The organism is Nocardia sp. NBC_00416 (genome assembly GCF_036032445.1).
In the GTDB taxonomy this organism is placed as follows: Bacteria; Actinomycetota; Actinomycetes; order Mycobacteriales; family Mycobacteriaceae; genus Nocardia.
In genome coordinates, this window is the sequence record NZ_CP107932.1 from 6,822,234 (window position 1) to 6,846,193 (window position 23,960).

Annotated in this window: 25 protein-coding genes; 7 read left to right on the top strand and 18 right to left on the bottom strand. The window is 68.5% G+C overall.

The genetic code is table 11. From position 1 onward, the window contains the following. Positions 1–16 precede the first annotated feature (16 nt). Both msrA and OG804_RS29515 read left to right on the top strand, forming a co-directional pair. Complete coding sequence (gene msrA, locus OG804_RS29510; RefSeq protein ID WP_328391901.1) at positions 17–529, top strand: peptide-methionine (S)-S-oxide reductase MsrA; 513 nt, start codon at positions 17–19, stop codon at positions 527–529. Between the two features lie 81 nt (positions 530–610). Continuing rightward, positions 611–2,173 carry a bifunctional phosphatase PAP2/diacylglycerol kinase family protein gene (locus OG804_RS29515; RefSeq protein ID WP_328391902.1) on the top strand — a complete coding sequence of 521 codons (1,563 nt, stop codon included), beginning with the start codon at positions 611–613 and terminating at the stop codon, positions 2,171–2,173. Positions 2,174–2,212: 39 nt separating this feature from the next. Here OG804_RS29515 and OG804_RS29520 read toward each other — a convergent pair whose 3' ends face one another. Both OG804_RS29520 and OG804_RS29525 read right to left on the bottom strand, forming a co-directional pair. After that, a complete protein-coding gene (locus tag OG804_RS29520; protein ID WP_328391903.1) occupies positions 2,213–3,841 on the bottom strand; it encodes an MFS transporter in 1,629 nt (542 codons plus the stop codon). Positions 3,842–3,871: 30 nt separating this feature from the next. Further along, positions 3,872–4,297, bottom strand: a complete 426-nt coding sequence (locus tag OG804_RS29525) for a VOC family protein (RefSeq protein ID WP_328391904.1) — start codon at positions 4,295–4,297, stop codon at positions 3,872–3,874. Positions 4,298–4,656: 359 nt separating this feature from the next. Between OG804_RS29525 and OG804_RS29530 the strand changes: the two genes are divergently transcribed. After that, entirely contained in the window at positions 4,657–6,096 is a 1,440-nt protein-coding gene (locus OG804_RS29530) for a glutamate decarboxylase (protein WP_328391905.1), read from the top strand. Between the two features lie 119 nt (positions 6,097–6,215). Here the strand turns inward: OG804_RS29530 and OG804_RS29535 are convergent, their stop codons facing one another. The 3 genes from OG804_RS29535 to OG804_RS29545 all read right to left on the bottom strand — a co-directional run bounded on the left by OG804_RS29535 (position 6,216) and on the right by OG804_RS29545 (position 8,624). After that, the gene (locus OG804_RS29535) at positions 6,216–6,674 is read right to left on the bottom strand and encodes a hypothetical protein (RefSeq protein ID WP_328391906.1); all 459 of its coding nucleotides are present in this window, start codon (positions 6,672–6,674) and stop codon (positions 6,216–6,218) included. A 175-nt stretch (positions 6,675–6,849) separates the two neighbouring features. After that, positions 6,850–8,049 (bottom strand): NADH:flavin oxidoreductase, encoded by a 1,200-nt coding sequence (locus tag OG804_RS29540; protein WP_328391907.1) that lies wholly within the window; start codon positions 8,047–8,049, stop codon positions 6,850–6,852. After that, on the bottom strand, positions 8,046–8,624 hold the full coding sequence (locus tag OG804_RS29545; protein WP_328391908.1) for a TetR/AcrR family transcriptional regulator: 579 nt from the start codon (positions 8,622–8,624) through the stop codon (positions 8,046–8,048). The genes OG804_RS29540 and OG804_RS29545 overlap by 4 nt, the downstream gene beginning before the upstream one ends. Before the next feature lie 216 nt (positions 8,625–8,840). Here OG804_RS29545 and OG804_RS29550 point away from each other — a divergent pair, with 216 nt between their 5' ends. Next, a complete protein-coding gene (locus OG804_RS29550; protein WP_328391909.1) occupies positions 8,841–9,695 on the top strand; it encodes a 3-hydroxyacyl-CoA dehydrogenase in 855 nt (284 codons plus the stop codon). Positions 9,696–9,710: 15 nt separating this feature from the next. Here OG804_RS29550 and OG804_RS29555 read toward each other — a convergent pair whose 3' ends face one another. From OG804_RS29555 to OG804_RS29610, 12 genes are all read right to left on the bottom strand, one after another. Beyond that, complete coding sequence (locus OG804_RS29555) at positions 9,711–10,976, bottom strand: amidohydrolase family protein (RefSeq protein WP_328391910.1); 1,266 nt, start codon at positions 10,974–10,976, stop codon at positions 9,711–9,713. A 112-nt stretch (positions 10,977–11,088) separates the two neighbouring features. Continuing rightward, complete coding sequence (locus tag OG804_RS29560; protein WP_328391911.1) at positions 11,089–12,150, bottom strand: acetamidase/formamidase family protein; 1,062 nt, start codon at positions 12,148–12,150, stop codon at positions 11,089–11,091. Next, positions 12,147–12,548, bottom strand: coding sequence for an allophanate hydrolase-related protein (locus OG804_RS29565; RefSeq protein ID WP_328391912.1), 402 nt, complete (start codon positions 12,546–12,548; stop codon positions 12,147–12,149). The genes OG804_RS29560 and OG804_RS29565 overlap by 4 nt, the downstream gene beginning before the upstream one ends. Positions 12,549–12,582: 34 nt before the next feature. Further along, the gene (locus tag OG804_RS29570; protein ID WP_328391913.1) at positions 12,583–13,239 is read right to left on the bottom strand and encodes a GntR family transcriptional regulator; all 657 of its coding nucleotides are present in this window, start codon (positions 13,237–13,239) and stop codon (positions 12,583–12,585) included. Then, positions 13,236–14,141, bottom strand: a complete 906-nt coding sequence (locus tag OG804_RS29575; protein WP_328391914.1) for a hypothetical protein — start codon at positions 14,139–14,141, stop codon at positions 13,236–13,238. Before OG804_RS29575 ends, OG804_RS29570 begins: the two co-directional genes overlap by 4 nt. Positions 14,142–14,188: 47 nt before the next feature. Further along, positions 14,189–15,562, bottom strand: a complete 1,374-nt coding sequence (gene allB, locus OG804_RS29580) for an allantoinase AllB (RefSeq protein ID WP_328391915.1) — start codon at positions 15,560–15,562, stop codon at positions 14,189–14,191. Positions 15,563–15,593: 31 nt separating this feature from the next. After that, the gene (locus tag OG804_RS29585; RefSeq protein ID WP_328391916.1) at positions 15,594–16,649 is read right to left on the bottom strand and encodes an ABC transporter substrate-binding protein; all 1,056 of its coding nucleotides are present in this window, start codon (positions 16,647–16,649) and stop codon (positions 15,594–15,596) included. A gap of 44 nt (positions 16,650–16,693) precedes the next feature. Next, positions 16,694–17,503, bottom strand: a complete 810-nt coding sequence (locus OG804_RS29590) for an ABC transporter permease (protein ID WP_328391917.1) — start codon at positions 17,501–17,503, stop codon at positions 16,694–16,696. Further along, the gene (locus OG804_RS29595; protein WP_328391918.1) at positions 17,500–18,261 is read right to left on the bottom strand and encodes an ABC transporter permease; all 762 of its coding nucleotides are present in this window, start codon (positions 18,259–18,261) and stop codon (positions 17,500–17,502) included. The genes OG804_RS29590 and OG804_RS29595 overlap by 4 nt, the downstream gene beginning before the upstream one ends. Continuing rightward, the gene (locus OG804_RS29600) at positions 18,258–19,055 is read right to left on the bottom strand and encodes an ABC transporter ATP-binding protein (protein ID WP_328391919.1); all 798 of its coding nucleotides are present in this window, start codon (positions 19,053–19,055) and stop codon (positions 18,258–18,260) included. Before OG804_RS29600 ends, OG804_RS29595 begins: the two co-directional genes overlap by 4 nt. Positions 19,056–19,286: 231 nt before the next feature. Further along, positions 19,287–20,789: a S1 RNA-binding domain-containing protein gene (locus OG804_RS29605; RefSeq protein WP_328391920.1), complete on the bottom strand. Its 1,503-nt coding sequence runs from the start codon at positions 20,787–20,789 to the stop codon at positions 19,287–19,289. Positions 20,790–20,941: 152 nt separating this feature from the next. Next, complete coding sequence (locus OG804_RS29610) at positions 20,942–21,292, bottom strand: DoxX family protein (RefSeq protein WP_328391921.1); 351 nt, start codon at positions 21,290–21,292, stop codon at positions 20,942–20,944. Positions 21,293–21,450: 158 nt separating this feature from the next. On the opposite strand from OG804_RS29610, the gene OG804_RS29615 reads away from it, so the two are divergent. Then, on the top strand, positions 21,451–22,380 hold the full coding sequence (locus OG804_RS29615; protein ID WP_328391922.1) for a LysR family transcriptional regulator: 930 nt from the start codon (positions 21,451–21,453) through the stop codon (positions 22,378–22,380). Between the two features lie 22 nt (positions 22,381–22,402). On the opposite strand, the gene OG804_RS29620 is transcribed toward OG804_RS29615, so the two are convergent. Then, complete coding sequence (locus tag OG804_RS29620; RefSeq protein WP_328391923.1) at positions 22,403–22,747, bottom strand: DUF397 domain-containing protein; 345 nt, start codon at positions 22,745–22,747, stop codon at positions 22,403–22,405. A 395-nt stretch (positions 22,748–23,142) separates the two neighbouring features. Between OG804_RS29620 and OG804_RS29625 the strand changes: the two genes are divergently transcribed. After that, entirely contained in the window at positions 23,143–23,379 is a 237-nt protein-coding gene (locus OG804_RS29625; protein WP_328391924.1) for a hypothetical protein, read from the top strand. Continuing rightward, entirely contained in the window at positions 23,376–23,954 is a 579-nt protein-coding gene (locus OG804_RS29630) for a hypothetical protein (protein ID WP_328391925.1), read from the top strand. The genes OG804_RS29625 and OG804_RS29630 overlap by 4 nt, the downstream gene beginning before the upstream one ends. The last annotated feature ends 6 nt before the right edge of the window (positions 23,955–23,960 follow it).

Genomic DNA, 23,960 nt, shown 5'->3' on the forward strand with positions numbered 1-23,960 from the left:
GGACGAAGGAGGAAGCGTGACCGAAACGCGTAAGGCGATCCTGGCCGGTGGGTGCTTCTGGGGTATGGAGGAGCTGATCCGCAAGCAGCCGGGCGTGGTGTCGACCCGCGTCGGCTACACCGGCGGGCGCAACGACCACCCCACCTACCGCAACCATCCGGGTCACGCAGAGGCTGTGGAGATCGTCTACGACCCGGCGCGGACCGACTACCGCGCCCTGCTGGAGTTCTTCTTCCAGATCCACGATCCGACCACGAAGGATCGTCAGGGCAACGATATCGGGAGCAGCTATCGCTCCGAGATCTTCTATCTCGACGACGACCAGAAGCGGGTAGCGCTGGGCACCATCGTCGACGTGGAGGATTCGGGCCTGTGGCCGGGGAAGGTCGTCACCGAGGTGACGCCGGCCGTCGAGTTCTGGGAGGCCGAACCCGAACACCAGGATTATCTGCAGCATTTCCCGAACGGCTACACCTGCCATTTCCCGCGGCCCGGATGGAAACTGCCGAAGCGGCAGACCACCGCGTAGTGCGCACCGCGAGCCGATGAGCCCGGACGGCGCGTCACTTCGGTTCGCGGGCGCGACGCGCCGATGAGTACTGTCGGGCGGGTGAGTAGTTGGGCGCGTCGCAGGTTCCAGAGGATCGGCCGATTCGATCAGGCGGTGGGCGGCGCGGTGGCGGATCTGCCGGCGTCCAAGGTGGATACCGGGCTGTTGCGGCTCACCGCCAGCGCGAACCACAGCGTGTTGTGGATGGCCTGTGCCGCGGTGCTCGCCAGTCAGAAGGGGTCCACCCGGCAGGCGGCGGTGCGCGGAGTGTTCTCCGTCGCGGGCGCCAGCTTGGTCGCCAATCTGGTGCTCAAACCCGTTTTCGCGCGGCGTCGGCCGGCCGCGGAACTCATGCCCGCCTACCGGCGGCTCTCCCCGGCGCCCGCCTCGTCGTCGTTCCCGTCGGGGCACAGCGCCAGCGCGGCGGCGTTCGCCACCGCGGTGGCGATGGAGAGCCCGCGCAGTGCGCTGGTGGTGGCCCCGTTGGCGGCCGCGGTCGCCTACTCCCGAGTGCACACGGGAGTGCACTGGGGCTCGGATGTGCTCGTCGGCGCGGCCGTCGGTTCCGGGATCGCGCTGGCCACCCGGCGCTGGTGGCCGGTCCGGGAATCGGACGAGGCGCAGGCCCGGATCGTCCGTGAAGCGCCGGTGCTCGCGGAGGGCAAGGGGCTAGTCGTGATGGTGAACCCGGTGTCCGGTGACGCCAACTACGACCCCACCGACGATATCGCTGCGGCCCTGCCCGCAGCCGTCGTCCTGCGCACCCGTCCCGATATCGACTGTGCCGAACAACTCGAACAGGCCATTGCCGACCAGCCGGAACCGGTCGCGGCCGTCGGTGTGGCCGGCGGCGACGGTACGGTCGCCGCGGTGGCCGCCCTCGCGCTGCGCCACGGCCTGCCGCTGGTGGTGATCCCCACCGGCACGCTCAACCATTTCGCCCGTGACCTCGGTGTCTACGATCTGGTCGAGGTCGTCGACGCGACCGGTGTCGGTGAAGCGGTCGCGGTGGATATCGTCGGTGTCGACTACGGCGACGCGAACGAGACGACTACTCGGCATCTGATCAACACCTTCAGCCTCGGGTCCTATCCGGATCTGGTCCGGCTGCGCGAGAAATGGCAGTCGCGCTGGGGCAAATGGCCTGCCTTCGCCGCGGCGCTCGTGGTGACTCTGCGCCGGGCCGAGCCGATCGAGATCTACCTCGACGATCACTGGCAGCGGGTGTGGTTCCTGTTCGTCGGCAACGGTCCCTACCATCCGCACGGCGCGGTTCCCGCCTTCCGGGACCGTCTCGATTCCGGGCTTCTCGATGTGCGCTGGTTGCGCGCCGATCTGCGCTGGTCCCGGACCCGTGCGGTGGTGGCGTTGCTGCTGGCGGCCATCGGGCACAGCCGGGTCTACGGCGAACGTCAACTCTCGGAACTGTTCGTGTACCTGCCGCGCGCCGAGGCGCTCGCCGCCGACGGCGAGGTTTTCGGCAGCGCCACCCATCTACGTTTCTCCACCGCGGGTCAGCTCACGGTGTATCGGCGCGACGAATCGAATCCGTTGTGGGTGAATCGGAGTCGCCCGCATCACCGCCGGGCGCCCTGGCTGCCCGACGTGTTCCGTTTCCGCTGACGGACCGGCGCCCGCGGACGACCGGATCCACCGATCACCTCACGGCGATCGGTCCGGTTCCGGCGGCGCCGTCGGGGATCGCGCCGGGATCCGGCGGGTGATCAGCAGCGCGGCCATCGCCAGCAACGCGGTCACCGCGAACGCGGACTGCAGCGCGTTCAAGCGTGCGTCGGAGTTGACCGAGACCACGGCATCGACGGTCGAGGGCTGCGCCCCGGCTTCGGTGAGCGCGTCGCGCAGCTGGGTGTCGGAGAGAAACGGAACACCGCCGGCCAGTTCGGTGGTGGCCTGCTCTTGTACCGCGGCCGGGACCGCGGGGTTGTTCTCGATACCGTCGATGACCGACGAGGTCAGTGTGGCGATGAGAATCGAGCCGATGAGGGCGGTCCCCAGGGAAGCGCCGAGGTAGGAGGCGGTGTTCTGCAGCCCGCCTACTTCGGCGCTGCGCGATTCGGGAACAGCGGAGATGGTCACCCCGCCCAGTTGTGCGGCCAGCGCGCCCAGACCCGCGCCCATCAGCAGCATCGGCACGGCGACCACGCGGGCGTCGGCGCCGGGGTCCATTCCGGCCGCGAGCAGCAGAATCCCGGCGATGATCGACAGCAGGCCCAGCCGGACCACTCGCCGGGGGCTCGCCCGCGGGCCGAATTTCGGTATCAGCACCGCGGTCGCGATCAACGCGACCGAGAGCGGGAGCAGGCGGGCGCCTGTCCCGAGGGCGCTGAGCTGCAGCACCACCGACAGGAACAGCGGAACGGCGAAGAACACTCCGGCCTGTACACAGAACTGGGCGAAGAACATGCCCAGACCGCCGGTGAGCTGCTGGTTGCGCAGCAGGTCCGGGTCGAACAGCGGTTCGCGCCCCGCGCGCACCCGCGCGGCCAGTCGCTCCCGGAGCAGGTACAGCACGAACAGCCCGCCGAGCAGCAGCCAGATCACCGGGGACAGACCGAATACGGCGGGCGCGCCCGGCCGGTCCTGGATCCAGCCCCATTCGCTCGAACGGAGCACGCCGTACACGATCATGCCGAGACCACCGACCGACAGCGCCGAACCCAGCAGGTCGAGTTCGGCGTGCTCGGCCGGGCTGTCGGTCATCCGGCGGAGCATCAGCATGATCAGCGCCACCACGACGACCTCGCCGAAGAAGACGAGACGCCAGGAGGCATAGGTGGTCACGGCGCCGCCCAGCAGCGGTCCCACCGCGACCGCCGCGGCACCGGCCGCCGCGACGAGCCCGTAGGCGGCGGCCCGGCGTTCGGCGGCGACATTCGCGGCCACCAGGGACACGATCGCCGGCATGATCAGCGCGGCGCCGATACCTTCCAGCAGCGACCAGCCCAGGAGCAGGATGCCGAGATTCGGTGCGAGGCCCGTGACGAACGACCCCACGCCGTACACGATCAGGCCGAGGCCGAACACACGTTTGCGCCCGAGGATCGCGCCGATCTTGCCGCCGGTGATCATCAGGGACGCCATCACCAGTGTGTAGAGGGTGATCGCGGTCTGGATGCCGGTGATGGTCGTGCCGATGTCGCCGGCCACCGTGGCCATCGACACGTTCATCACCGAACTGTCGAGGGTCATCAGGAACTGGCCGGCGCACAGGACCGCGAGCACCAGCCCGGAACCGGTCGACGCCGCGACTCCGGGCCGGTCGTTACTCATCGGCGGGATCGCCGGGGGCGGGCGGCACGGCTATTTCGGGGCGCTGTAATCGATCATCCACGGGACCGAGTACCGATCGGTGACCATGGCGAACAGGTCGGTCCATTCGGTTTTCGCGAGTTCCATGTCCACCGTGCCGCCCGTGGCGAGGGCATCGAAAACCCGCTCGGCTTCGTCGGTGCTGCTCACCTCCAGACACACGGTGAAGTTCGGCCGGGCGGGGACCTCGACGGTCTGGCCGGGCGGGCAGTCCGAGCCCATCAGGATCTGGTCGGTCCCGTTCAACGGCAGCGCCGTATGCGCCACCAGAGATTTGGCCTCGTCCGGCAGATTCGCGCCCTCACCCATATCGCCGAAGCGGATCAGCTGGAGTTCCCCGCCGAACAGGGACTGGTAGAAAGTGAACGCCTCTTCGGCCTTGCCGTTGAACATGAGATACGGATTGACGGATTTCACGCGGATCTCCTCCTCTGGCGGTGCGGATGTGCGGGACATCGTGAAGCCGGAAATCGGAACAACCCTGTGCCACCGTGGACGGTCGGCGGCCGACGCGCAGACTGATCCGGCCGAGCCTAGCTCTCCACCGCGGGGTCCCGAGGTACATCCCGCCGAAATACGGGCCGCGCGGTTCATCGGTTCCGGCAGCGCGGTCCGGCCACCGCCTACCTGGCCCGGAAGGGTGTCCGGCCGGTTGTGGGCGCGACCCGCCGGGTAGGCGAGTCGTTCGCCGGACCGCCCGTTTGCCGGGGAATACTCGGGGTAACTCGCGCGCACCGGGCGACCCGCGTCCGGGCTGGATGCTTGTGGAGGTTTCCATGGCATTGACCCACCCGTCGCAGCCCGCGGGACACGACCGCGACCGGATCGTGGTGAATCCGGTGTTCACCCGGGAGCCGCTGGAAGTACCCCGCAACCGGCTGCCCGACGTCGAACTGGACAGCGATACCGCCTACCAGATCGTGCACGACGAACTGCTGCTCGACGGCAATGCCCGGCTCAATCTGGCGACCTTCGTCACCACGTGGATGGAGCCCGCGGCGCAGAACCTGATGAGCGAGTGTTTCGACAAGAACATGATCGACAAGGACGAGTATCCGCGGACCGCGGAACTGGAGCAGCGGTGTGTGCGGATACTCGCCGACCTGTGGCATGCGGACGACGCGGACCACGCCGTCGGTTGTTCGACCACCGGCTCCAGTGAGGCGTGCATGCTGGCCGGGCTGGCGATGAAACGGCGGTGGCAGCATCGGCGCCGTGCCGCGGGACAGTCCACCGAACGGCCCAATCTGGTGATGGGGATCAACGTCCAGGTCTGCTGGGAGAAGTTCGCCGAGTACTGGGACGTCGAGCCGCGGGTGGTGCCGATGTCGGGGGAGCGGTTCCATCTCACCGCCGCGGAGGCGGCCGCCCGGTGTGACGAGAACACCATCGGCGTGGTCGCGATCCTCGGATCCACCTTCGACGGCAGTTATGAGCCGGTCGCCGAGATATGCGCGGCACTGGATCGGGTGCAGACCGACCACGGCTGGGATATCCCCGTGCACGTGGACGGGGCTTCCGGCGCCATGATCGCGCCGTTCTGCGATCCCGATCTCGACTGGGATTTCCGGCTGCCCCGGGTCGCCTCGATCAACACGTCGGGCCACAAGTACGGACTCATCTATCCGGGCGTGGGCTGGGTGCTGTGGCGTGACGCCGCGGCGCTACCCGATGAGCTGGTGTTCCGGGTCAACTATCTCGGCGGCGAGATGCCGACCTTCGCGCTGAACTTCTCCCGGCCGGGTGCGCAGGTGGTGGCCCAGTACTACACCTTCCTGCGGCTCGGTCGCCGCGGTTACCAACGGGTCCAGGGCTATTGCCGGGAGGTCGCCTCCGCGCTCGCCGACCGGATCGGTGCGATGGGTCCGTTCCGGCTGCTCACCGACGGGCGCCAGCTTCCGGTGTTCGCGTTCACGCTCGCCCCCGGCGAGACCGGCTACTCCGTGTTCGATGTCTCGGCGGCGCTGCGCGAGCAGGGCTGGCTGGTGCCCGCCTACACATTCCCGGCCGACCGGGAGGACCTGGCGGTGCTGCGGGTGGTGGTCCGCAACGGGTTCAGTCACGATCTGGCCGATCTGCTGATGGAGGCGCTGGAGCGGGCGCTGCCCCGGCTGCGGGCTCAGCAGGCGCCGCAGCGGGGGGCCGAGGCGGCTTCGTTCTCGCACGGGGCGCAATTCCGGCCGCACAATTCCGCTTCGCGACGCGACGCGCACTGATCCACTACCGCGTTCAGCGGAACCGGCCGCCCTGGTCGCCGCGGGCGGCCGGTCCGCTGGTCTCGGGACGGGACCCGAGACGTTTATCGACACTTGGGTGATGTGCCGTTGTTCAGGGATCAGAAGGCGCTACCGGAGCCGGGCAGATAGATGCGGGGGATGAGCGGAAGGCCGAGCCCGTAGCCCTGGCCGTAACCGCGGTCCCAGCCCCGGTTCCAGCCGTTGTCGTGGCGGCCGCGGTCGTTCCAGCCGCCGCCGTTCCAGCCCCGGTCGTGCCGGCCGCCGCCGTTCCACCCGCGATCGTGGTGACCGCCGCCGTTCCAGCCGCCGTCCCAGCCGCGGTCGTGGCGACCGCCGTTCCAGCCGCGGTCGTGCCGGCCGCCGCCGTTCCACCCGTGGTCGTTGCCGTGCCGCCCGGGCCGGCTCACATCCTGGACCTGGTCCTGGACCTCGATTCCGGCCGGTGCGCCGTTATCGGCGAGAGCGGGAGCGGCGGTGACGGCCAGCGGCGCCAAGACGATCGCCGCGGCGGTCGCGATCCGGACGGCGAGTCGGCGGGTGCGGGGGATTCGATGCATGATTCGGTCCTCGGTCGGTGTCGCCGCGCGCGGCGGCTGTGGAAGCGATTGCACTGTGGGAGTGCGGCTTTGATGACCTTGACCGTACCGCTAGATAACGGCACATTCAATAGGTGCCCGTTAATTGGTGCTGACAAATTTGCTGCGCGCCCCGGCCGCGACGTCTCGAGCTGCGCTATCGGCTGTCGGAAGCCTCCGCGCCGGAATCGAATTGATCGAGCCGGAGCACGCAGCGAGTACGGCTGTAGATGGTCGGCATGCATTCGTTGCAGTGCACGCAAGCGGATTCGGTGGACGCGTCGGATCGGATGCGGTGCAACAGATCCGGCTCCCGCAGCAGGGCTCGGCCCATGGCGACGAACTCGAACCCCTCCGCCATCGCCCGCTGCATGGACTCCAGGTCGGTGATGCCCCCGAGCAGGACCAGCGGCATGGACAGCTCGCGGCGGAACTGGCGGGCGCGTTCCAGGAGATAGGCCTTCTCGTAAGGATATTCGCGCAGGAAGGCCCGGCCGATCAGCCGGAAACCCCAGCGGGCCGGTCCCGGCAGGGTTTTGGCGAACTCGCGGCGCGGTGCGGCGCCGTGGAACAGCAGCATCGGGTTCAACAGCGAACTGCCCGCGGTCAACTCCAGGGCGTCCAGCGCGCCGTCGGCTTCCAGCCAGGCGGCCACCTGTAACGATTCCGGCAGGCTCAGCCCGCCGCGGACGCCGTCCTCCATGTTCAGTTTCGCGGTGACCGCGATCTGATCGCCGACGGCATCACGCACCCGGCGGGCGATATCGCGGGCGAGCCGGGCCCGATTCTCCAGTGGACCGCCGTAGCGGTCCTTGCGCCGATTGAGCAGTGGGCTCAGGAACGAGCTCACCAGGTAGTTGTGCCCGAAATGTATTTCCACCGCGTCGAACCCGGCTTCGATCGCCAGCCGGGCGGCGTCGGCGTGCGCGGTGACGAGTTCGTGGATCTCGGCCGGGTCGGGGACCTTCATCGAGGCCATCCCGAGCGGACTGAACAACCGGCTCGGCGCCAGCGCGGGGGCGCGGTTGGAGGCGGCGTTGGCGACGGGGCCCGCATGCCCGATCTGCGCGCTCGCGGCCGCGCCCTCGGCGTGCACGGCGTCGGTGAGGCGGCGCAGACCCGGCACGGCTTCCGGGCGCATCCAGATCTGGTGCCGGTCGGTGCGGCCGCCCGGTGCGACCGCGCAGTAGGCGACAGTCGTCATCCCGACCCCGCCGGCCGCCACCTCCCGATGGAATTCGACGAGATCATCGGTGACCAGCGCGTCCGGGGTGCGTCCTTCGAACGTGGCGGCTTTGATCACCCGGTTGCGCAGGGTGAGCGGGCCGAGTGCGGCCGGTGCGAAAACGTCGGTCATTCGTTGTCTCCTGTCGGTGCGGTCAATCCGGCCACGACGAAATCGCGCAGTGTCGCCAGCGCGGGCGGTGTCATCGGGCGGCCGTCGGCGGAGGCGCCACCGAATCGCATGATGATCAGGTCGAACGCGAGCATCCAGCGGCGCCGGCTCTCCCGTTCGCTCACTCGCGGCAGCAGAGCGGACCACGAGTCGATCCGGAACCACTGCTGCTGCCAGGGCCCGACCTGGTGGCCGAGCACGCTCTGGGCGAGCAGGCGCAGATGCAGTCGTCCCAGGGGGTCGGCGGCCAGATCGGTGAACGGCGCGAGTACCGCGTCCACGATCTGCGTGACGGGCCCGGGTTCGGCGGTGACCGCGGTCAGGCGGTCTGCCCAGAGGGCGCCGAGACGGTCCTCCAGCAGGGCTGCGACCAGGGCTTCTTTGGAGCCGAAGTGGTAGTGGACGGCGGCGGGGTTGACACCGGCCTCGGTGCAGACGCGGCGTACCGATACATCCTCGTACCGCTCGGACAGCAGGAGGCGTTCGGCGGCGGTGAGTAGACGTTCCCGTGTGGCGGCCGACACTTTCTGGGGCATGCGGCCAGTGAACCACCGCGCGGGAAAGAATTCAATCATCGATTGAAATATTGATTGAACCACTTGATCGAGCGCTGTGCGGCGTGAGTCGTTATCCGATCGCAAACGGCCGGGTGCGCCGCTCCGGCGCCGCACGGGAGCGGCCCTGGTCTACTGGGTGCCGTAGGCCGCTCCGGTTGTTCCGACACGCCCCTCGATACGGACAAGGAGAACACGATGGCCATCGAGATCCGCGCGGTGACGGTTCTGGGAACCGGGGTCCTGGGCTCGCAGATCGCCTTCCAGACCGCGTACCACGGGTACCGCGTGCAGGCGTACGACATCGACGACAAGGCCCTGGAGGCCGCGCGGGGCCGCTTCACCACCCTCGCCGCCACCTACCGCGCCGAAGTGATGGGCGCTACCGACGAGCTGACCGAGCGGACCCGCGCGGGTATCGGCCTGACCACCGACCTCGCGGCGGCGGTCGAGAACGCCGACCTGGTGATCGAGGCCGTCCCGGAGGTCCTCGAGATCAAACGGCAGACCTACGAGACGCTGGGCGAACTCGCTCCCGAGCGCACGATATTCGCCACGAACTCCTCCACCCTGCTGCCCAGTGACATCAAGGATTTCACCGGCCGTCCGGACAGATTCCTGGCGCTGCATTTCGCCAACCAGGTGTGGAAGTTCAATACCGCCGAGGTCATGGGCACCGCGCAGACCGACCCGCAGGTGTTCCGCGCCGTGGTCGATTTCGCCGACTCGATCGGCATGGTGCCGATCGAGGTGCGCAAGGAGAAGTCCGGATATGTGCTGAACTCGCTGTTGGTGCCGTTCCTGAACGCCGGGATCGAGCTCGCCGCGGGTGATTACGCGGATCCGGAAGCCGTGGATACGACATGGCGTATCGCCACCGGCGCCCCGATGGGGCCCTTCCAGATTCTCGACGTCGTGGGACTCACCACGCCCTACAACATCCTCATGAGCGACGAGCAGACCCGCGGACTCGCCGCGTGGCTGAAGGAGAACTACATCGACAAGGGCAAACTCGGTGTGGCCACCGGGGAGGGGTTCTACAAGTACTCGTGAGAGCCGCGGACCGGGTTACTCCACGAGACCGGCGATCGTCGACCGCTCCGAGCGGCCGGACGCGACCAATCTGCCGCGGTGCAGCACGAAACGATCCGGGGGCGCGGCGGCGATCGCGTCTTCCAGGCCGGTCGCCCGGATCGCGAGCAGATCGGCCTGCGCGCCGGCTTCGGGACCGGCCGGCGGCAGCGACATCACCTCGCGCGCACTACCGGTGACCGCCCGGTAGGCCTCGACAGGTGTCATATGTGCGGCCGTGACGAGCAGCATCGCGGTCTCGAGGGCGTCGCTGCGGCCCATGGGGTTGTACGGGTCGCGCACGTTGTCCGCGCCGCCCGCCAGCGTCACACCGGCGTCGAGCAGCGCGCGGACGGCGGTGAGGCCGCGCGGTGTCGCCGCCGGGTGATCGCGGCCCTGCAGATAGAGGTTGGTGATGGGGAGGGTGACGACGCCGATGCCCGCGGCGGCGACGGCCGCCGTCACCCGAGCGACCACATCCGGTGCGGCCGTGCCCAGACTGACGCAGTGGCCCGCGGTGACCGGCATCGACGCGGGCCAGTCGCGGACCGCGTGCGCGAGCTGTTCGAGGGTGAGCATGGTGGGGTCCAGCCGCTCGTCGGTGTGCATATCGACGCCTACGCCGCGCTCTTCGGCGAGGCCCAGGAGGCGCCGCAGGTTGCCCGCGGGATCGGGGGTCTGATGGGGGTGGCCGCCGACGAGGTCCACCCCGAGGTCGAGCGCCGCGTGGACGGCGTCGTCGCCGACCCCGTGGGGGACCAGCGCGACCAGCTGGATATCCATCACATCGGCGAGTTCGGCGCGCACCCGGACCAGGGCGCGAACTCCGCGCAGGGGATCGTCGCCACGCAGCAGATTGACATGGGACCGCAGCGCCGTCGTCCCGTTGGACAGCGCGCGCAATGCCGCGCGTCGCGCGCGGCGGGCGATATCGTCGACCGTCAGCTGTGGCGTGTGGGCCTCCCATGCCGCGATCGCCGCGCCGAGATCACCCATCGGCGGGCGGATCTCGTCGAACGACAGGGCTTTGTCGAGGTGGGCGTGTGGTTCGGCGGGAGCCGTGAGCAGCAGGTAGCCGGTGAGATCGAGGTCGCCCGCGGACACCGGCGCTCCCCGGGCGGCGACGACGTCGGTCACCCGGCCGTCCGCGATGTGCACGTCGACGAGATGCCCTTCGACGGTGCGGGCATTGCGCAGGGTGGGCACCGGAAGGCCGTCGGCACGGCGATATCCGCCGGTGAGCTGGGTGTGATGATCGTGCACGGCCGACCTCCGGTCGAAGTGGATACGATGCGGCGGAACCGGTCGTCCTGTTCCTGCCGCGGGGTGCGCAAGACTGTGGCGCGATACCGGTCCGTTCCGGCGGCCGCGCTCGTCAGGCGGCGAAATCTCGCTTGCGGATCGCGCAGTGCACGCCTTTCACGAGGTCGACCACCTGGGTCACGGAGAAATCGCCCGCCGCGCTGAGATACAGGTACGCCTCGCTCGGCGTCATGCCCGTGTGGGCGGCGAGGAAATCGACGCTGTGCCGGGCGCAGTCGCGCATTGCCACCTCGAGATTCTCGTCCATGCCGAGCAGGATCCAATGGTCGTCGGTTTCGGCGAAGGGCCAGCCCGAATGTCTGCCGGGCACCGTTTTCACCACCGACAGCCGCGCGGTCACCCGCAACGACCCTTCCAGCGCGGTCAACGCGATCTCGCCGTTGCCCTGGGCGAAATGGGGGTCGCCCAGATAGAAACCGGCGCCCGCGACCTGGATCGGCAGATAGAGCGAGCTGCCGGCGACGACTTCGCGCAGGTCGATATTGCCGCCGAAGCGACCGGGCGGGATGGTGCTCAGCTCCGCGCCACCGGCGGGCGTCACGCCGCACAGCCCCATGAACGGCCGCAGATCGATCGACGCCCGGCCGCGGTCGAACCCGAACACCGCGGCCGATCCGTCGAGCGCGCAGAACTTGCTGAACACGGCGGGCACGCCGCCGTCGGCGTCGCGGGGCAGCGTATCGGGCAGGGCGCCGCGTCCGTGCCGGCTGGAGATGATCCCGTAGGACACCCGGGGTGTCAGCTCCAGGAAGTCCACGCGCAGCCAGTCGCCCGGCTCGGCCCCGCGCACCCGCACGGGACCGAGCACGATATGCGGTCCCTTCGGCGAATCCTGGCGGTGCAGACCGGACTCCGCCAACGCGACCGCGTCGGGCAGGACCTGCCGGGCGGCGACGCCGAACTGTCCGAAGTAGGCCACCGGGTCGCGGCCCTGATCCTCCATCAGACCTTCCTGCGACACAGTGTCGAAGGTGACCGTGTGGCCGCTGTCGACGATCAGCACCGGGTCCGTCGCCGGGACCGGCAGCGTCCCCCAGCTGACTGTCTCCGGGGTGCACCAGAGGTAGTGGTCGGCCGTTCCCGGATCTTTTCCGGCGTAGAGGATCTCGTTCACGCGTGCTCGGCGAGAATCGAGCGGTGTTCGCGCCAGCCCCCGGGGACGGTGATCTCGGACGCCGGGTCGCCCGGCCCCGGTATCCGCCGGCAGACCATGCTCAGGGAGCCCCGGCCGTCCGCCAATTCGATCACCGAGAGCTCGAGCTCGGCCGGTTCGCGCGGCAGCAGGTTCTCGCGCAGATCGGCGTAGGACACCGCGTAGATCTCGCCCGGCACCGCCCAGCCGCCCTCGGATACCCGGGCGAGCCCGGGGAATACATCGTCGAAGGAGAAGAACCGGTAGCGCGGCGCGGTGCGTACGGCGCCCAGATAGCGCGCGCCGGCGAGGGCGTCGTTGAGCGATCCGCCGCGCATGGCCTGACCGTTGACGAACATGAGAACGATATCGTCGGACATCGAGGAACTCCTTTGCGGCACAACGTGCGAGGGCTCAGGCCAGGGTGGTGTTTCCGGGGCCGCGCAGGGCGTGGATCCGCGCCGCCGTGGTGGCGCGCTCCAGATCGCCGCTGGCGAGCTCGTCCAGTAGCGCGCGGTGCTGCGACACCGGTTCGTGGCCGGGCTGCTGGACATAGTCGTCGGTGGGATAGAGAAATGCCTGCCGCTGCAGGAACGACGAGGTGATGGGTGTGAACGCGGCCCGGTTGACGGCCATGTGGAACTCGAGATGGGCTATCGAGTATTGGGGACTGCCGACACCGAACTCACTCAAGGCGGCGCCGAGCGGATCGAGCAGCGCGTACAACGCGGGCCAGTCGACAGTATCGGCCTTGGCGGTCAACATCTTCGCGGCGACCCGGTCGAACGCCACCCGCAGTTCGTGCAGTTCGGCGCGGGCGGCGGCGTCGAACTCGACGACCACCAACTGTCCCCGCCGGACCCGCTCGACCAGGCCCTCGCTGGTCAGACGCTGCAGCGCCTCACGAATAGGAGTGCGGCTGACACCGAGCTCCGCCGCGATCTGTTCCTCGGTCAAGCGAATGCCCCCGGCGTACTCGCCGGTGGTGATCCGCTGGCGCAGAAAGCGGTACACCCGTTCCCGCACACTCATCTGCGCGTCCGAGATGTCGGCGCCGCCGAGTACGTTCACCGGATCCTCGCATCCAACAGGGCAGCGCGGCACGCGTTCGTGACACGTTGCATGAAGGTCCCCGACATCACGTTCATTCCGGCGCGCAGGGCGTCGGTCTGCAGCGCGGAGACCCGATTGTTCAGGTCGAAGTAGCTGTTGCCGGGGGCGGTGAGTTCCTGGAAATCGAAGACGAAGGGCTGCTGCTCGGAGGCGTCCGTCTCACCCCAGGTGGTGGTGTTGACGATCAGCGCGGGGGCCTCCTCGGCGCGCAGCGCCTTCAGATCGCCGGGTGCCAGCGCTTCGGCGTCGAATCGGGTCGCCCAGGAAGCCAGGGCCTCCGCGTTGCGGGCACTGCCGATCAGCCGCGCGCCGGGCCAGGCCCGACGGCAGCCCAGCGCGACCGAGTTCGACGATCCGCCTGCGCCCAGGATCAGCACACTGCCCGGAATTCGTTCGCCCAGTACCGTTTCCATCGCGGCCTGCGCGGCCCAGGTGTTCGTATTGATCCCGGCGCGGCCGCCGGCACCGCGCACGATGGTGTCCACGACCCCGGTACGCGCCGCGGAGTCGGTCAGGGCTGCGAGCCGACCCGGCACCTCCTGTTTCCAGGGGCTGAGCACCAGCGCCAGATCCCAGGACTCGTTCGCGAAGAGCGCGTCGGGGTCCGGGAACGGGAGCGTATCGGCGAGTTCGACATGCTGCGCGGCGAGCGCGTCGAGCAGCAGCGCGCCCTGGAGCGCGCGGGGTGCGGTGGTGCCGATTCCGGCGATCACCGCGAGTGATCCGCCGCAGGTCTCGGTGTCGGCCTCGGCCGTCGTGCCGAGGCGGCGTACCTCGTCCAGGCACTGCGCCACCGCGTTGCGTACGGTGGCCGCGCCGTCGCCGCCGGAGTCGAGCAGCGATATCTGTGATCCGGTCACGCCTTCTCCTTGTGCTGAATGGTCATGGCGACCTGTGGTTCTTCCGATCAGACCGCGACAGTGCGCGGTGCGCGGACCGGAACCACCTGCCGGCCCGTGGGTTCCCCGACGATCTCACCTTTTTCGTAGACGAGCTGTCCACGGAGGTAGGTCGCCAGGACCGATCCGGTGAGCGGCCACCCGTGGTAGGGCGTGACATTGTGCTTGGAGTGCAGCGCGGCGGCGTCGAGGGTGGTCTCGGCAGTCGGATCCACCAGTACGAAATCGGCGTCGAAGCCCGGCGCGATCTGCCCCTTGGTCCCGATCGACCATCGTTGCGCGGGCCGATAGGAGCACAGTCGCACGATGTCCTCGAGGGTGAGTTTGCCGCGCGCCGCGGCGGTGAGCAGCAGCGGCAGCATGGTCTCGACCCCGATGAATCCGCCGTAGGCCTGCCAGACGTCGGTTTCGGCCTGTTCGGCCACGGTGTGCGGGGCGTGGTCGGTGGCGATGATGTCGACATCGCCCCGGGAGATCCCGGCCCAGAGCGCGTCGACGTCGGTGGCGGGCCGGATGGGCGGGTTGAGTTTCACGAGATTGCCGTGCGTGTCGTAGGCGGTCTCGTCCAGGAACAGATGAGCGACCAGCGCCTCCACCGTGACCCGGTGCCCCTGCGCGCGCAGATCCATGACGCGTTGCAGACCGACCGCGGTCGACAGATGGTGGATGTGCAGTTTCGTCCCGGCCTCGGTGGCCATGGTGATGATGCGGGTCACCGCCTCGACCTCGACGAACGCCGGACGCCCCTCCAGATGTGCGCGCGGGTCCGTGCGTCCGGAGGCGCGCAGCCGGTCGCCGAACATGCGCAGCAGATGGTCGTTCTCGGCGTGCACGCCGACCACGAGATCGGCCGCCGCGGCCGCCTCCAGACCGCGGAAGATCGCCGCGTCGTTCGGGCAGCGATTGTCACCGGTGGTCTGCCCCATGAAGAGTTTGAAACCCATGGCGCCGAGTTCGGCCATTCCGGCGATCTCGTCGGCATTGTCGTGGTCGAGCATGCCGTAGAGCCCGAAGTCGACATAGGCCTTGTTCCGTACCAGTTCGAGCTTCTGCCGATACCGCTCGGCGGTGGCGACCGGGGGTTTGGTGTTCGGCATATCGACGATGGTCGTCACCCCGCCGGCCGCGGCGGCCCGGGTGCCGCTGGCGAAGTCCTCTTTTTCGGTCATACCGGGTTCGCGCAGGTGGACGTGCATATCGACGAGACCCGGCAACACCAGTAGCCCGGCGGCGTCGACGGTCGGGATTTCGTCGCCTGCCAGACCCGCGCCGACGGCGAGGATCCGGCCGTCCCGGACCGCGATGTCCTGACGGCGGCGGCCGTCGTGGGAGACCACCGTGGCGCCGGTGACGACGAAATCGGGAAGGGAAGGTGCGGACATCAACTGGCCTTTCAGAGGGAGGTCGGAGGGGTCAGGCGAGGGCGAGGCCGGGGTTCTCGGCGTACACCTCGCGGATCGGACCCAGATCGAACAGATCGTCCACGGTGAGCTTCAGCCCGCCCGCCGCGATCGCGGTGATATTCGCGGCGGCGGCGTCGTCGGAGATCGCGACGATCTGCTGCGCGCGCTCGCCGTTGCGGATGAGGTCGTTACCGGCGAGGCAGCAGTCCAGGGTGGCCGCACGGTCGAGATCGAGGGTCCGGCCGTAGTCGTCGACGGTGAGGTCGGTGGCGTGCCGCGGGTCGGCGAGGACGTCCTTCCACCCGCGGATCTCGGCGTGCAGGAAGGCCTTCACCTTGTCGCGGTTGTTGTCGAGGTTCTCCTGCGTGGTGATGTAGGTCTGGCCCACCAAGGGGAAGCCCATATCGGCGAGCAGGGTGGCGCGGATGTCGAATCCCTTGTGCCGCAAGTCCACCACCTGGCTGTTGATGAATCCGAGGTAGCCGTCGATCTCGCCGACGGTCATGCCGATCGGGTCGCCCTGGACGGGGACGGTCTTGATCCGGGATTCGTCGAGGCCGAGTGCGGCGATGAAATTGCGCCACACCGGCTCGCTCGACGACGCGCAGCCGATGGTCTTGCCGTACAGGTCTGCGGGACCGTTGATCGGTTTCGTGCCCATCGACATGATGCACCCGGCGTAGCGCTGGTAGACCGCGCCGATGATCTTCAGCGGCGCGCCCTTGGCGACCGCCGACCCGACGATCGGCACCTGGGAGACGCCGGCGAAGGTGCGGGTGAGGACATCGGATTCGATGGGCGGCGCGGTCGGCCCGCCCGCGACGAGATCGGCGCCGCTGAACCCGGCCGCGGTGTAGTAGCCGTTGCGGTCGGCGAGATAGCTGCCAGCGAACTGCGTGTTCTTGAGCCAGGAGAGCCGTTGGGAGGCGACGCCGAACCCGCTCGCGGAGTCGGTGGCCGATCCGGTCGAGACGCAGGCCGTCAAGGCGGCCGATCCGGCCAGCGCGATCCCGCCGACCGCCAGGCTGCGGGTCAGGAACTTCCGGCGGTCCAGTTGTGCAGACATGTTGCTCCGATCGGTCGAGCGGTGGGAAGGGTGGCGGGCGACGTTCAGCGGGGATCGCTCATCCGGGCCGCGACGAGTTCTTCGACGACGGCGACGATCTGGTAGATCGCCACGCAGACGACGGTGAGCACGACCACCGACGCCCACAGGCGGTCGAACTGGAATTCATTGGCGGCCCGCAGCATCTGGCCGCCCAGCCCGTCACCGGTCGCGAGCCATTCGGCCAGCAGGGCGCCGACCACCGAGGTGGTCACCGCGACCCGGGCGGCCGCGAACCAGGTCGGGACGGCATGGGGAAGCGAGACCTTGAAGAAGGTGCTGAGGGTGGAGCCGCCGAACGCGGTGATCATGTCGATATCGGCCCGAGGGGTGGATCGGATGCCGTGCAGCATGGTGAGCAGGGCCGGGACGACGACGATGGCGGCGCCGATGACGGCGGTGGCCATCACGCCCCGGCCGAAGATCAGCACCAGGATGGGCGCGACGGTGACCATCGGGATCGCGTGCAGCGCGGTCACCGTCGGCGTGAACATGGTCTCGACGACGCGGGAGAAGTAGAACATCAGCGCGATCGCGGCCGCCAGGGCGAGCCCGAGCACGTATCCGTAGGACGCGTCGGCGAGGGTGCGCATCAGGTCCGCGGCGATCGCGGACCGGTTGGCTCCCGCTTCCGGGGCGGTCAGCAGGTAGTCCCAGACATCGCCCGGTGATTTCGCCACGAACGGGCTCACATTCACCAGCCGCAGGAACACCGTCCAGACGACCACGATGGCGACCACCGCGCCGAGCAGGGTGAGCAGTGTCCGCACGGCGCTTCTGGCGAGCGGATTTCCGAAGAGTGTTCCGGTGTTCATGCGCGGGCCTCCGATACCGAGCCGGCGGCCCAGGGCGTGGTCAGTCGTTCCACCGCCGCGACGACGAGGAAACAGCCGCCGGCCAGCGCACTGCACACCAGGGTGATGCCCCAGGTGCGGACGACGTCGCTGGACTGCTGGGCGACGACCAGCGCGGCGCCCAGACCGCGTTCCTGTCCCATGAATTCGCCGATGACCGTGCCGAGCAGCGCCGCGGGCACGGCGATCTTCAGGGCGGTGAGGATGCTCGGTAGCGCATATAGCAGCTGCACTTTGCGCAGTACGAGATACTTGCCGCCGCCGTAGGCGCGGACCAGGTCCTCGCTCACCGGGTCGGCGTGCCGCAGCCCGTTGATCGTGCCGACCAGCGTGGTGAAGAAAACGGAGACCGCGGCCATGATCGCCGAGGTGACCGGTCCGTTGAAGCAGGCCGCCAGGATGGGTGCGATGGCGATCAACGGAATACAGGCCGAGGCGATACCCACCTGCAGAACCAGTTTCTCGATCGCGGGCACCGTCAGCACCAGGGCCGCGCAGCCGATGGCGGCCAGGTTGCCCCACAGGAATCCGGCCGCGGCCGATGCGAGGGTGACGGGCAGGTGCAGGCTGTAGAACGCCATGCCGTCGTCCAGCAGCCCCTCGACGATGGCTACCGGCGCGGCGATCGCGGGACCGAGCACACCGGTGACGCCGATGATCTGCCAGACGATCAGGACGATCAGCGACCCAGCGGCCGCGAGGAATCTCCGGTCCTTCACGCGTGCACCCCCGCGGCGACGGCTTCCGAGCCGAAGAGCACCGAGGACAGCAGATCGACGTATTCGTGGAAAGCGCTGGTCCGCATCATCTCCGGAGTACGCGGCCGCGGTAGGTCGATCTCGACGACCTTCTGCACCCGCCCCGGTCGCGGGCTCATCACCACCACGGTGTCGGAGAGGAACACCGCTTCGGAGATACCGTGCGTCACCATCAGCGTCGTGGCCGGGCGTTCGGTCCAGATACGGAGGAGTTCGACGTTGAGGTTCTGCCGGGTCATATCGTCGAGCGCGCCGAACGGTTCGTCCAGCAGCAGCACTCGCGGTTCGACCACCAGGGCGCGCGCGATGGCCACCCGCTGCCGCATACCGCCGGATAGTTGCGCGGGCCGGGCGTTCTCGAATCCCGTCAGCCCGACGAGGTCGATCAGGTCCTGGATCGCGGCGTCGTTCACCCGCTTCTTGGAGACCTCCAGCGGCAGCCGGATATTCGTGCGCACCGAACGCCAGGGCAGCAGCGCCGCCTCCTGGAAGGCGATGCCGAGGTGATCGTGACGGCGCATATCGCGGGGCGTCTCACCGTGAACCAGCGCCACCCCCGAGGTCTGCGGTTCCAATCCGGCGAGGATGCGCAGGACGGTGCTCTTCCCACATCCGGACGGCCCGAGCAGGGTGACGAACTCGCCTTCGCCGGATTGGATGTCGACGCCGTCCAGCGCCGTCACTTCCCGCCTGCCCGCCTTGAATGTCTTGGTGAGACCGCCGATATGGATTCCGGGTGCCGTAGGCGAGACCATGCGTTCTCCTCGTATGAAGCCCTCGGGGCTTGTATCCGAGTTCGGATCCAAGCTCGTATCCAAAAGCTACGAGGCGTACGTTTCGTCGCGGTGAATCGCCGACACGGTCGTATTACGTTCCGCTCACCGTGGAGACGTCGGAGCTTCCCCGGCTTCTTCTCGCGCGGTACTTCCGGTCACCGCCGCGCCCGCAGCCGGCCGAGCTCGCGGCGGAGCAGGTCCCGCCCGTCGTCAGGCGAGCGGGTGTGTCCCCGAGCCGTCGGCGAGAGCCCGGGTATGCGAGAGGGTGATCAGCCGCTGCGCACGGTCGATGTCCAGGATCTGCACGGCGATCACCGCGCCCGCTCGAACGACCTGTTCGGGTTTCGCACCGGGGTCGTCGGTCAGTTCGGCGAGCGGGATGTGGATCTCGAGTCCGTCCCCGATATCGGCGAAGACGCCGGACGCACCGAGTTCGGTGACTCGGGCCGGGACGATCTGGCCGACTCGATGGGGACAGTGCACCCAGCAGTCCGCCAACGCCTTCACCGACAGCTGCACTTGCTCGCGAACCATGTCCACATAGAGGATCTCGGCGGTGACCATCCCGCCGACTTCGAAGACATCGCGGGGATGGTCGATGCGCTTCCAGGACAGCTCGGGAAGGTTGGCCATCCCGGTGCAGCCGCCGATATCCACGAAAATGCCGAAGGGGGCGATCTGGGTCACCGTGCCGGTGACGATCTGGCCGCGGCGCAGGGTCTTCATGAAAGCCCAGGCCAGGTCCCTGGGAGTGGGTTCGGTCCGCCACCGGGCGCGCAGGACGCCGTCGCTGTCCGGTAGGACCGCGGTGTAGAGGGGACTGCGGTTGTCGAGGTCCAGAGGCAGCGCGACCGCGGCCCGCGCACCGGCGAGGTGGGCGACCAGTCCGGCGAATTCGGTCTCGTCGGCGATGACGCCGGTGATCTGCCCGTTCTCGTTCTCCCAGACGATTTCGACCGAACCTTCGTCGGGGAGCTCGGCCAGGACCGCGCCGACGTCGGTGGACAGCTCCGGCCAGACGGTCAGCACGGCACGCGGCGTCAGCTGGGCGCGGACCGCGTCGAGGGTGTCGTCGGTGAGGCGATGCCAGCGCGACGCGTTGCCGACGAACCCTTCCTCCAGGATCACGCTCCGGCCCGTGGGGGCGAGCCATCGCAACATCGCCCAGAATTCCTCGTCGGCGGGGCGCTGCAGGCCCGGCTCGTCGAAATCCGGATCGTAGGGGGAGGCGTCCATTCGTTCCGGGAACAACCCGAGCGTGCGGACTCGGCCCAGGGCTCGGTCGCACGGCTCGCCGCTGCCCACGTAGACGTACTGATCCCACCCGACATGCACCGCGAACGAGCCCTCCACCTCCAGCCGGCACCAGGCGCCGTTGTCGCGGAGCATGGCCCGGATCAGTTCCAGGCCGACGGCGACCGGCACGAGCGCGCCGTCGTGGAAGCCGGTGAGGTCGGGCGGGAAGAGTCCGGCCAGACCGTGGCCGTCGATCGGGGGCTCCGAGCCGAAGTGCGCGAACCCGGGCGCGATCCCCGGTTCGCGGATGGCCAGATGCTCGACGCCGGAGTCCTCGGCGAATGCGGCCACCGCCTCCAGGTAGGCGGCTTCGACCGGCCCGTGGTCGCTCAGCGTGTCCTGTGTGCCGACGTAGCTGCCGTGCTCATCGCGGTCGGCGGGGTCGTATTTGGTGACGCGGTAGACGAAGGGCAGCACGTTACCGCGCGCCTCCGCGTGACCGCTCGCGGCCGCGGGCAGTGCGGTCCGGCTCGGCCGGACCGCATCTCGCGTAGCCGACGTGTTCGCTCATCCTCGGAGCGTACGGCAGCCCGTCGCCCATAGAGTTCGCGGCGCATGGCGAAGGGAAGTCACTGTGCGACGGCCAGGGCAGCTGCCGCGAGGGCCAACGCGAAGTAGCCGCCGGGGAACGCGATGTTGTAGAAGACGCGGGCCCGGACATGGGTGATGAGCGCCCCGGTGTAGAACAGGACGAGGCCGATCGCCGCGGCGATCCCGATGACCTGCACGCCCAGCAGGCCGAGCAACAACCCGATGGCGCCGGCCAGTTTCATCGTGGCGAGCCACGGCACCCAACTCGGCGGCACACCCACCTCGGCGGAGTTGGCGAGTACGAACTTCGCGCGGGCGAAATCGGCGAGGGCGATACCGGCATTGGCGACGATGGCCGCGAGGGTGACGACGAGGTAGGTGGTGTGCACTGTTGCGCTTCCTGTTCGGTGGGTACGAGCCGCAGCCGTGGATCCCGGGCGGCGGTCACGGGCGTCCGGCCATGGGGGCGTCCGGTGTGCCGGTTGCCGATTCCACTCTTCCCTGCCCTGCCGAAACCCACCAATACCTGCATTCATAACCTGATGGAATGGATATCGACACCAGGTTGCTGCGCTACTTCTCCGCAGTCGCGGCGGAGGGACACCTCACGCGCGCCGCCGAACGGCTGTACGTATCGCAACCGGCGTTGACCAAGCAGATCAAACAGCTGGAGACCCTGTTGGGCGTGCGGTTGTTCGTCCGGTCGCGCGCCGGTATGACGCTCACCGAGGCAGGGGAAACGCTGGCCGAAGCCGCCCCGGGACTGCTCACCGGCTGGGACCTGGCCCTCCAGCGGACACGCCATACGGCGGCCATGGCCGCCCGGGTGCTGCGGGTCGGATTCCTGGCCAGCGCCGCGAACGAGGCCACCCCGCGGATCATCGCGGAATTCTCCCGGCGGCAGCCGGGCTGGCGGGTCGAGATGCGGCAGTCGTCGTGGGGCGATCCGAGCGGCGGTCTGGACGACGGCGAGGTCGATATCGCGCTCCTGCGCTTACCTTTCCCAGGCCAGGACGCACTGCGGGTACGGGAGCTGTTCAGCGAACCGCGCTGGGTGGCGCTGTCCTCATCGCATCCGCTGGCCGACCGGGAGACGATCGCCTTCAGCGAACTGCTCGACGAGTCCTTCGTGGCGGCCCCGGGGGAGACAGGGGAGTGGCGGGACTACTGGCTGGGGGTGGACGAGCGGGACGGCCGGGTCCCGCGGATCGGCGCGGTCACCGACCAGCCGGACGAATGGCTCAGTGCGATCGCCAACGGGTACGGGGTCGCGCTGGCACCCGAATCCAGCGCCCGGTTCTACGCCCGCCCGGGAATCACCTACCGCCCGCTCACCGGTGTCGCGCCCAGCGCGGTCGGCGTCGCTTGGACCCCTGCCGCCGAGACGAATCCGGTCATAGCAGATTTCGTCCGCTGCTGCCTGGATGTCGGCGGGGACGACGACGCAGAGTCTCTGCCGGTGCCAGACCTTGCGTAGGCCCAGCGGCTCAGGATTGCCCTCACGCTGCCGCGAATTCCCCTATCGCGACACCGGCGACGAAGGCCGCCCACTCGTCGACTGTGAACAGCAACGTGGTCTCCGCAGCGGTCATCGAGACACCGAACGCGCTGGACGCGATGCGCGGCAGCGCCGGATCGGCACATTGCGCTGGCCCGACCACACTCACGAGGAAGGCCTCCCAGCGAGAGACCGGCAGTTCTATCACCGGCTGCTGAGCCGGATCGTTACGGGGATCCATCAGATATTTGCTATCCCGGATGAATGCCGTCTTCCCGGAGAACCGAACCTCGACACATGTATGTTCCGAACCCGAGAACGAAGACTTGAACCACCGCGAACGCATAACGGCCAGCCTAGTCCAGCGCTTGACCTGCCGATCTTCACAGACCGGCGACGCACAGTCCCTTCATGCCATGGCCTTTTCGATCTCTTGGATGAGTTTCGCCGAGGCCGGGCGGTCGAGCGCTGACGACCGGGCACGCGCATACTGGTACTTCAACTGCTCGATCAAACGGATGTCGTCGATGAGTTCGGCATATACCAGGCATTAGCGGCTCTGCGGCTCGCCGAGTTCGCTTGCGGAGCTGCAGAATTCGCCGACATGCTCGGCCTGGCCACCCGGGAGGCTGTACACCTCGCACTGACCGAACCGCCGTCGTGGGCCTGCGCCTTCGGCGCCGAACGGCGGGTTCCATGAGCTGGACGGTCCAATATCCAACTTCCGCAATGAAAAAGCCTGTGTCTGTTCGCTGCACCGAGGTCGGCGATGCGCGAGCCACCTGGTGCCGGTCGCAGCAGTCGATCCGAATCCTTCAGGTGCACAAGGCAGCCGGAGCCCTTCTCATCGCGACCGGTCCCGCGACCGCCCCCGACCTCGCGAACATGCGGGAGTGGTTCCCCGAACTGACGCCACTGTGGGACGCAGTGCGCCATCAGTTCTGGTCGCACGCAGCCTGGGTGGACAGCGCGGGATGACACCGATTCGCTACCCCGATCCGGAATCCATCGAGGAGATCACCGCGCGGTTCCTCCTAACGATGCCCACCGCCATGCTGCCGATGCTCTACGGGTTCCGCTATGCGGACGGCGGTATCGATGCCGAATGTGCGCCCGTCGATCTCACCGGCGACCGTCTCGACTCCGAACTCGATCCGCTGCACCTGCGCGCCGCGGATCTGCGTAACGCCCTCGGCCCGGGCATGTTCGGCTTCGGACTGGTGTTCGTCGTCTTCGCCGATCAGCTCACCGACCGTCCGGAGAACCGGCATATTCCCGAGCGCGTCCGCGTGGCGGCCGACCAGCTACCCGGTGTCGACGACCTGTTGGTCGCCGTCGTTATCGATGCCCGGGGTCGGCAGTGGTGGGCTGTCGCGTCTCGGCACCTGTCCGAACTGGACCCTGTCCGGATGCACGTTCCGGCCACGCCACCCGAGCGCTGGCGGATCCCGGAAACCTTCGACGCCTCACTGTGGACGGCTGCCCTCGCCCTCGACGACGCCGATCACCCGCATCTGCTCTGCCTACGGCGAACGCCCCCGAGAAGTATCTGATTCGCG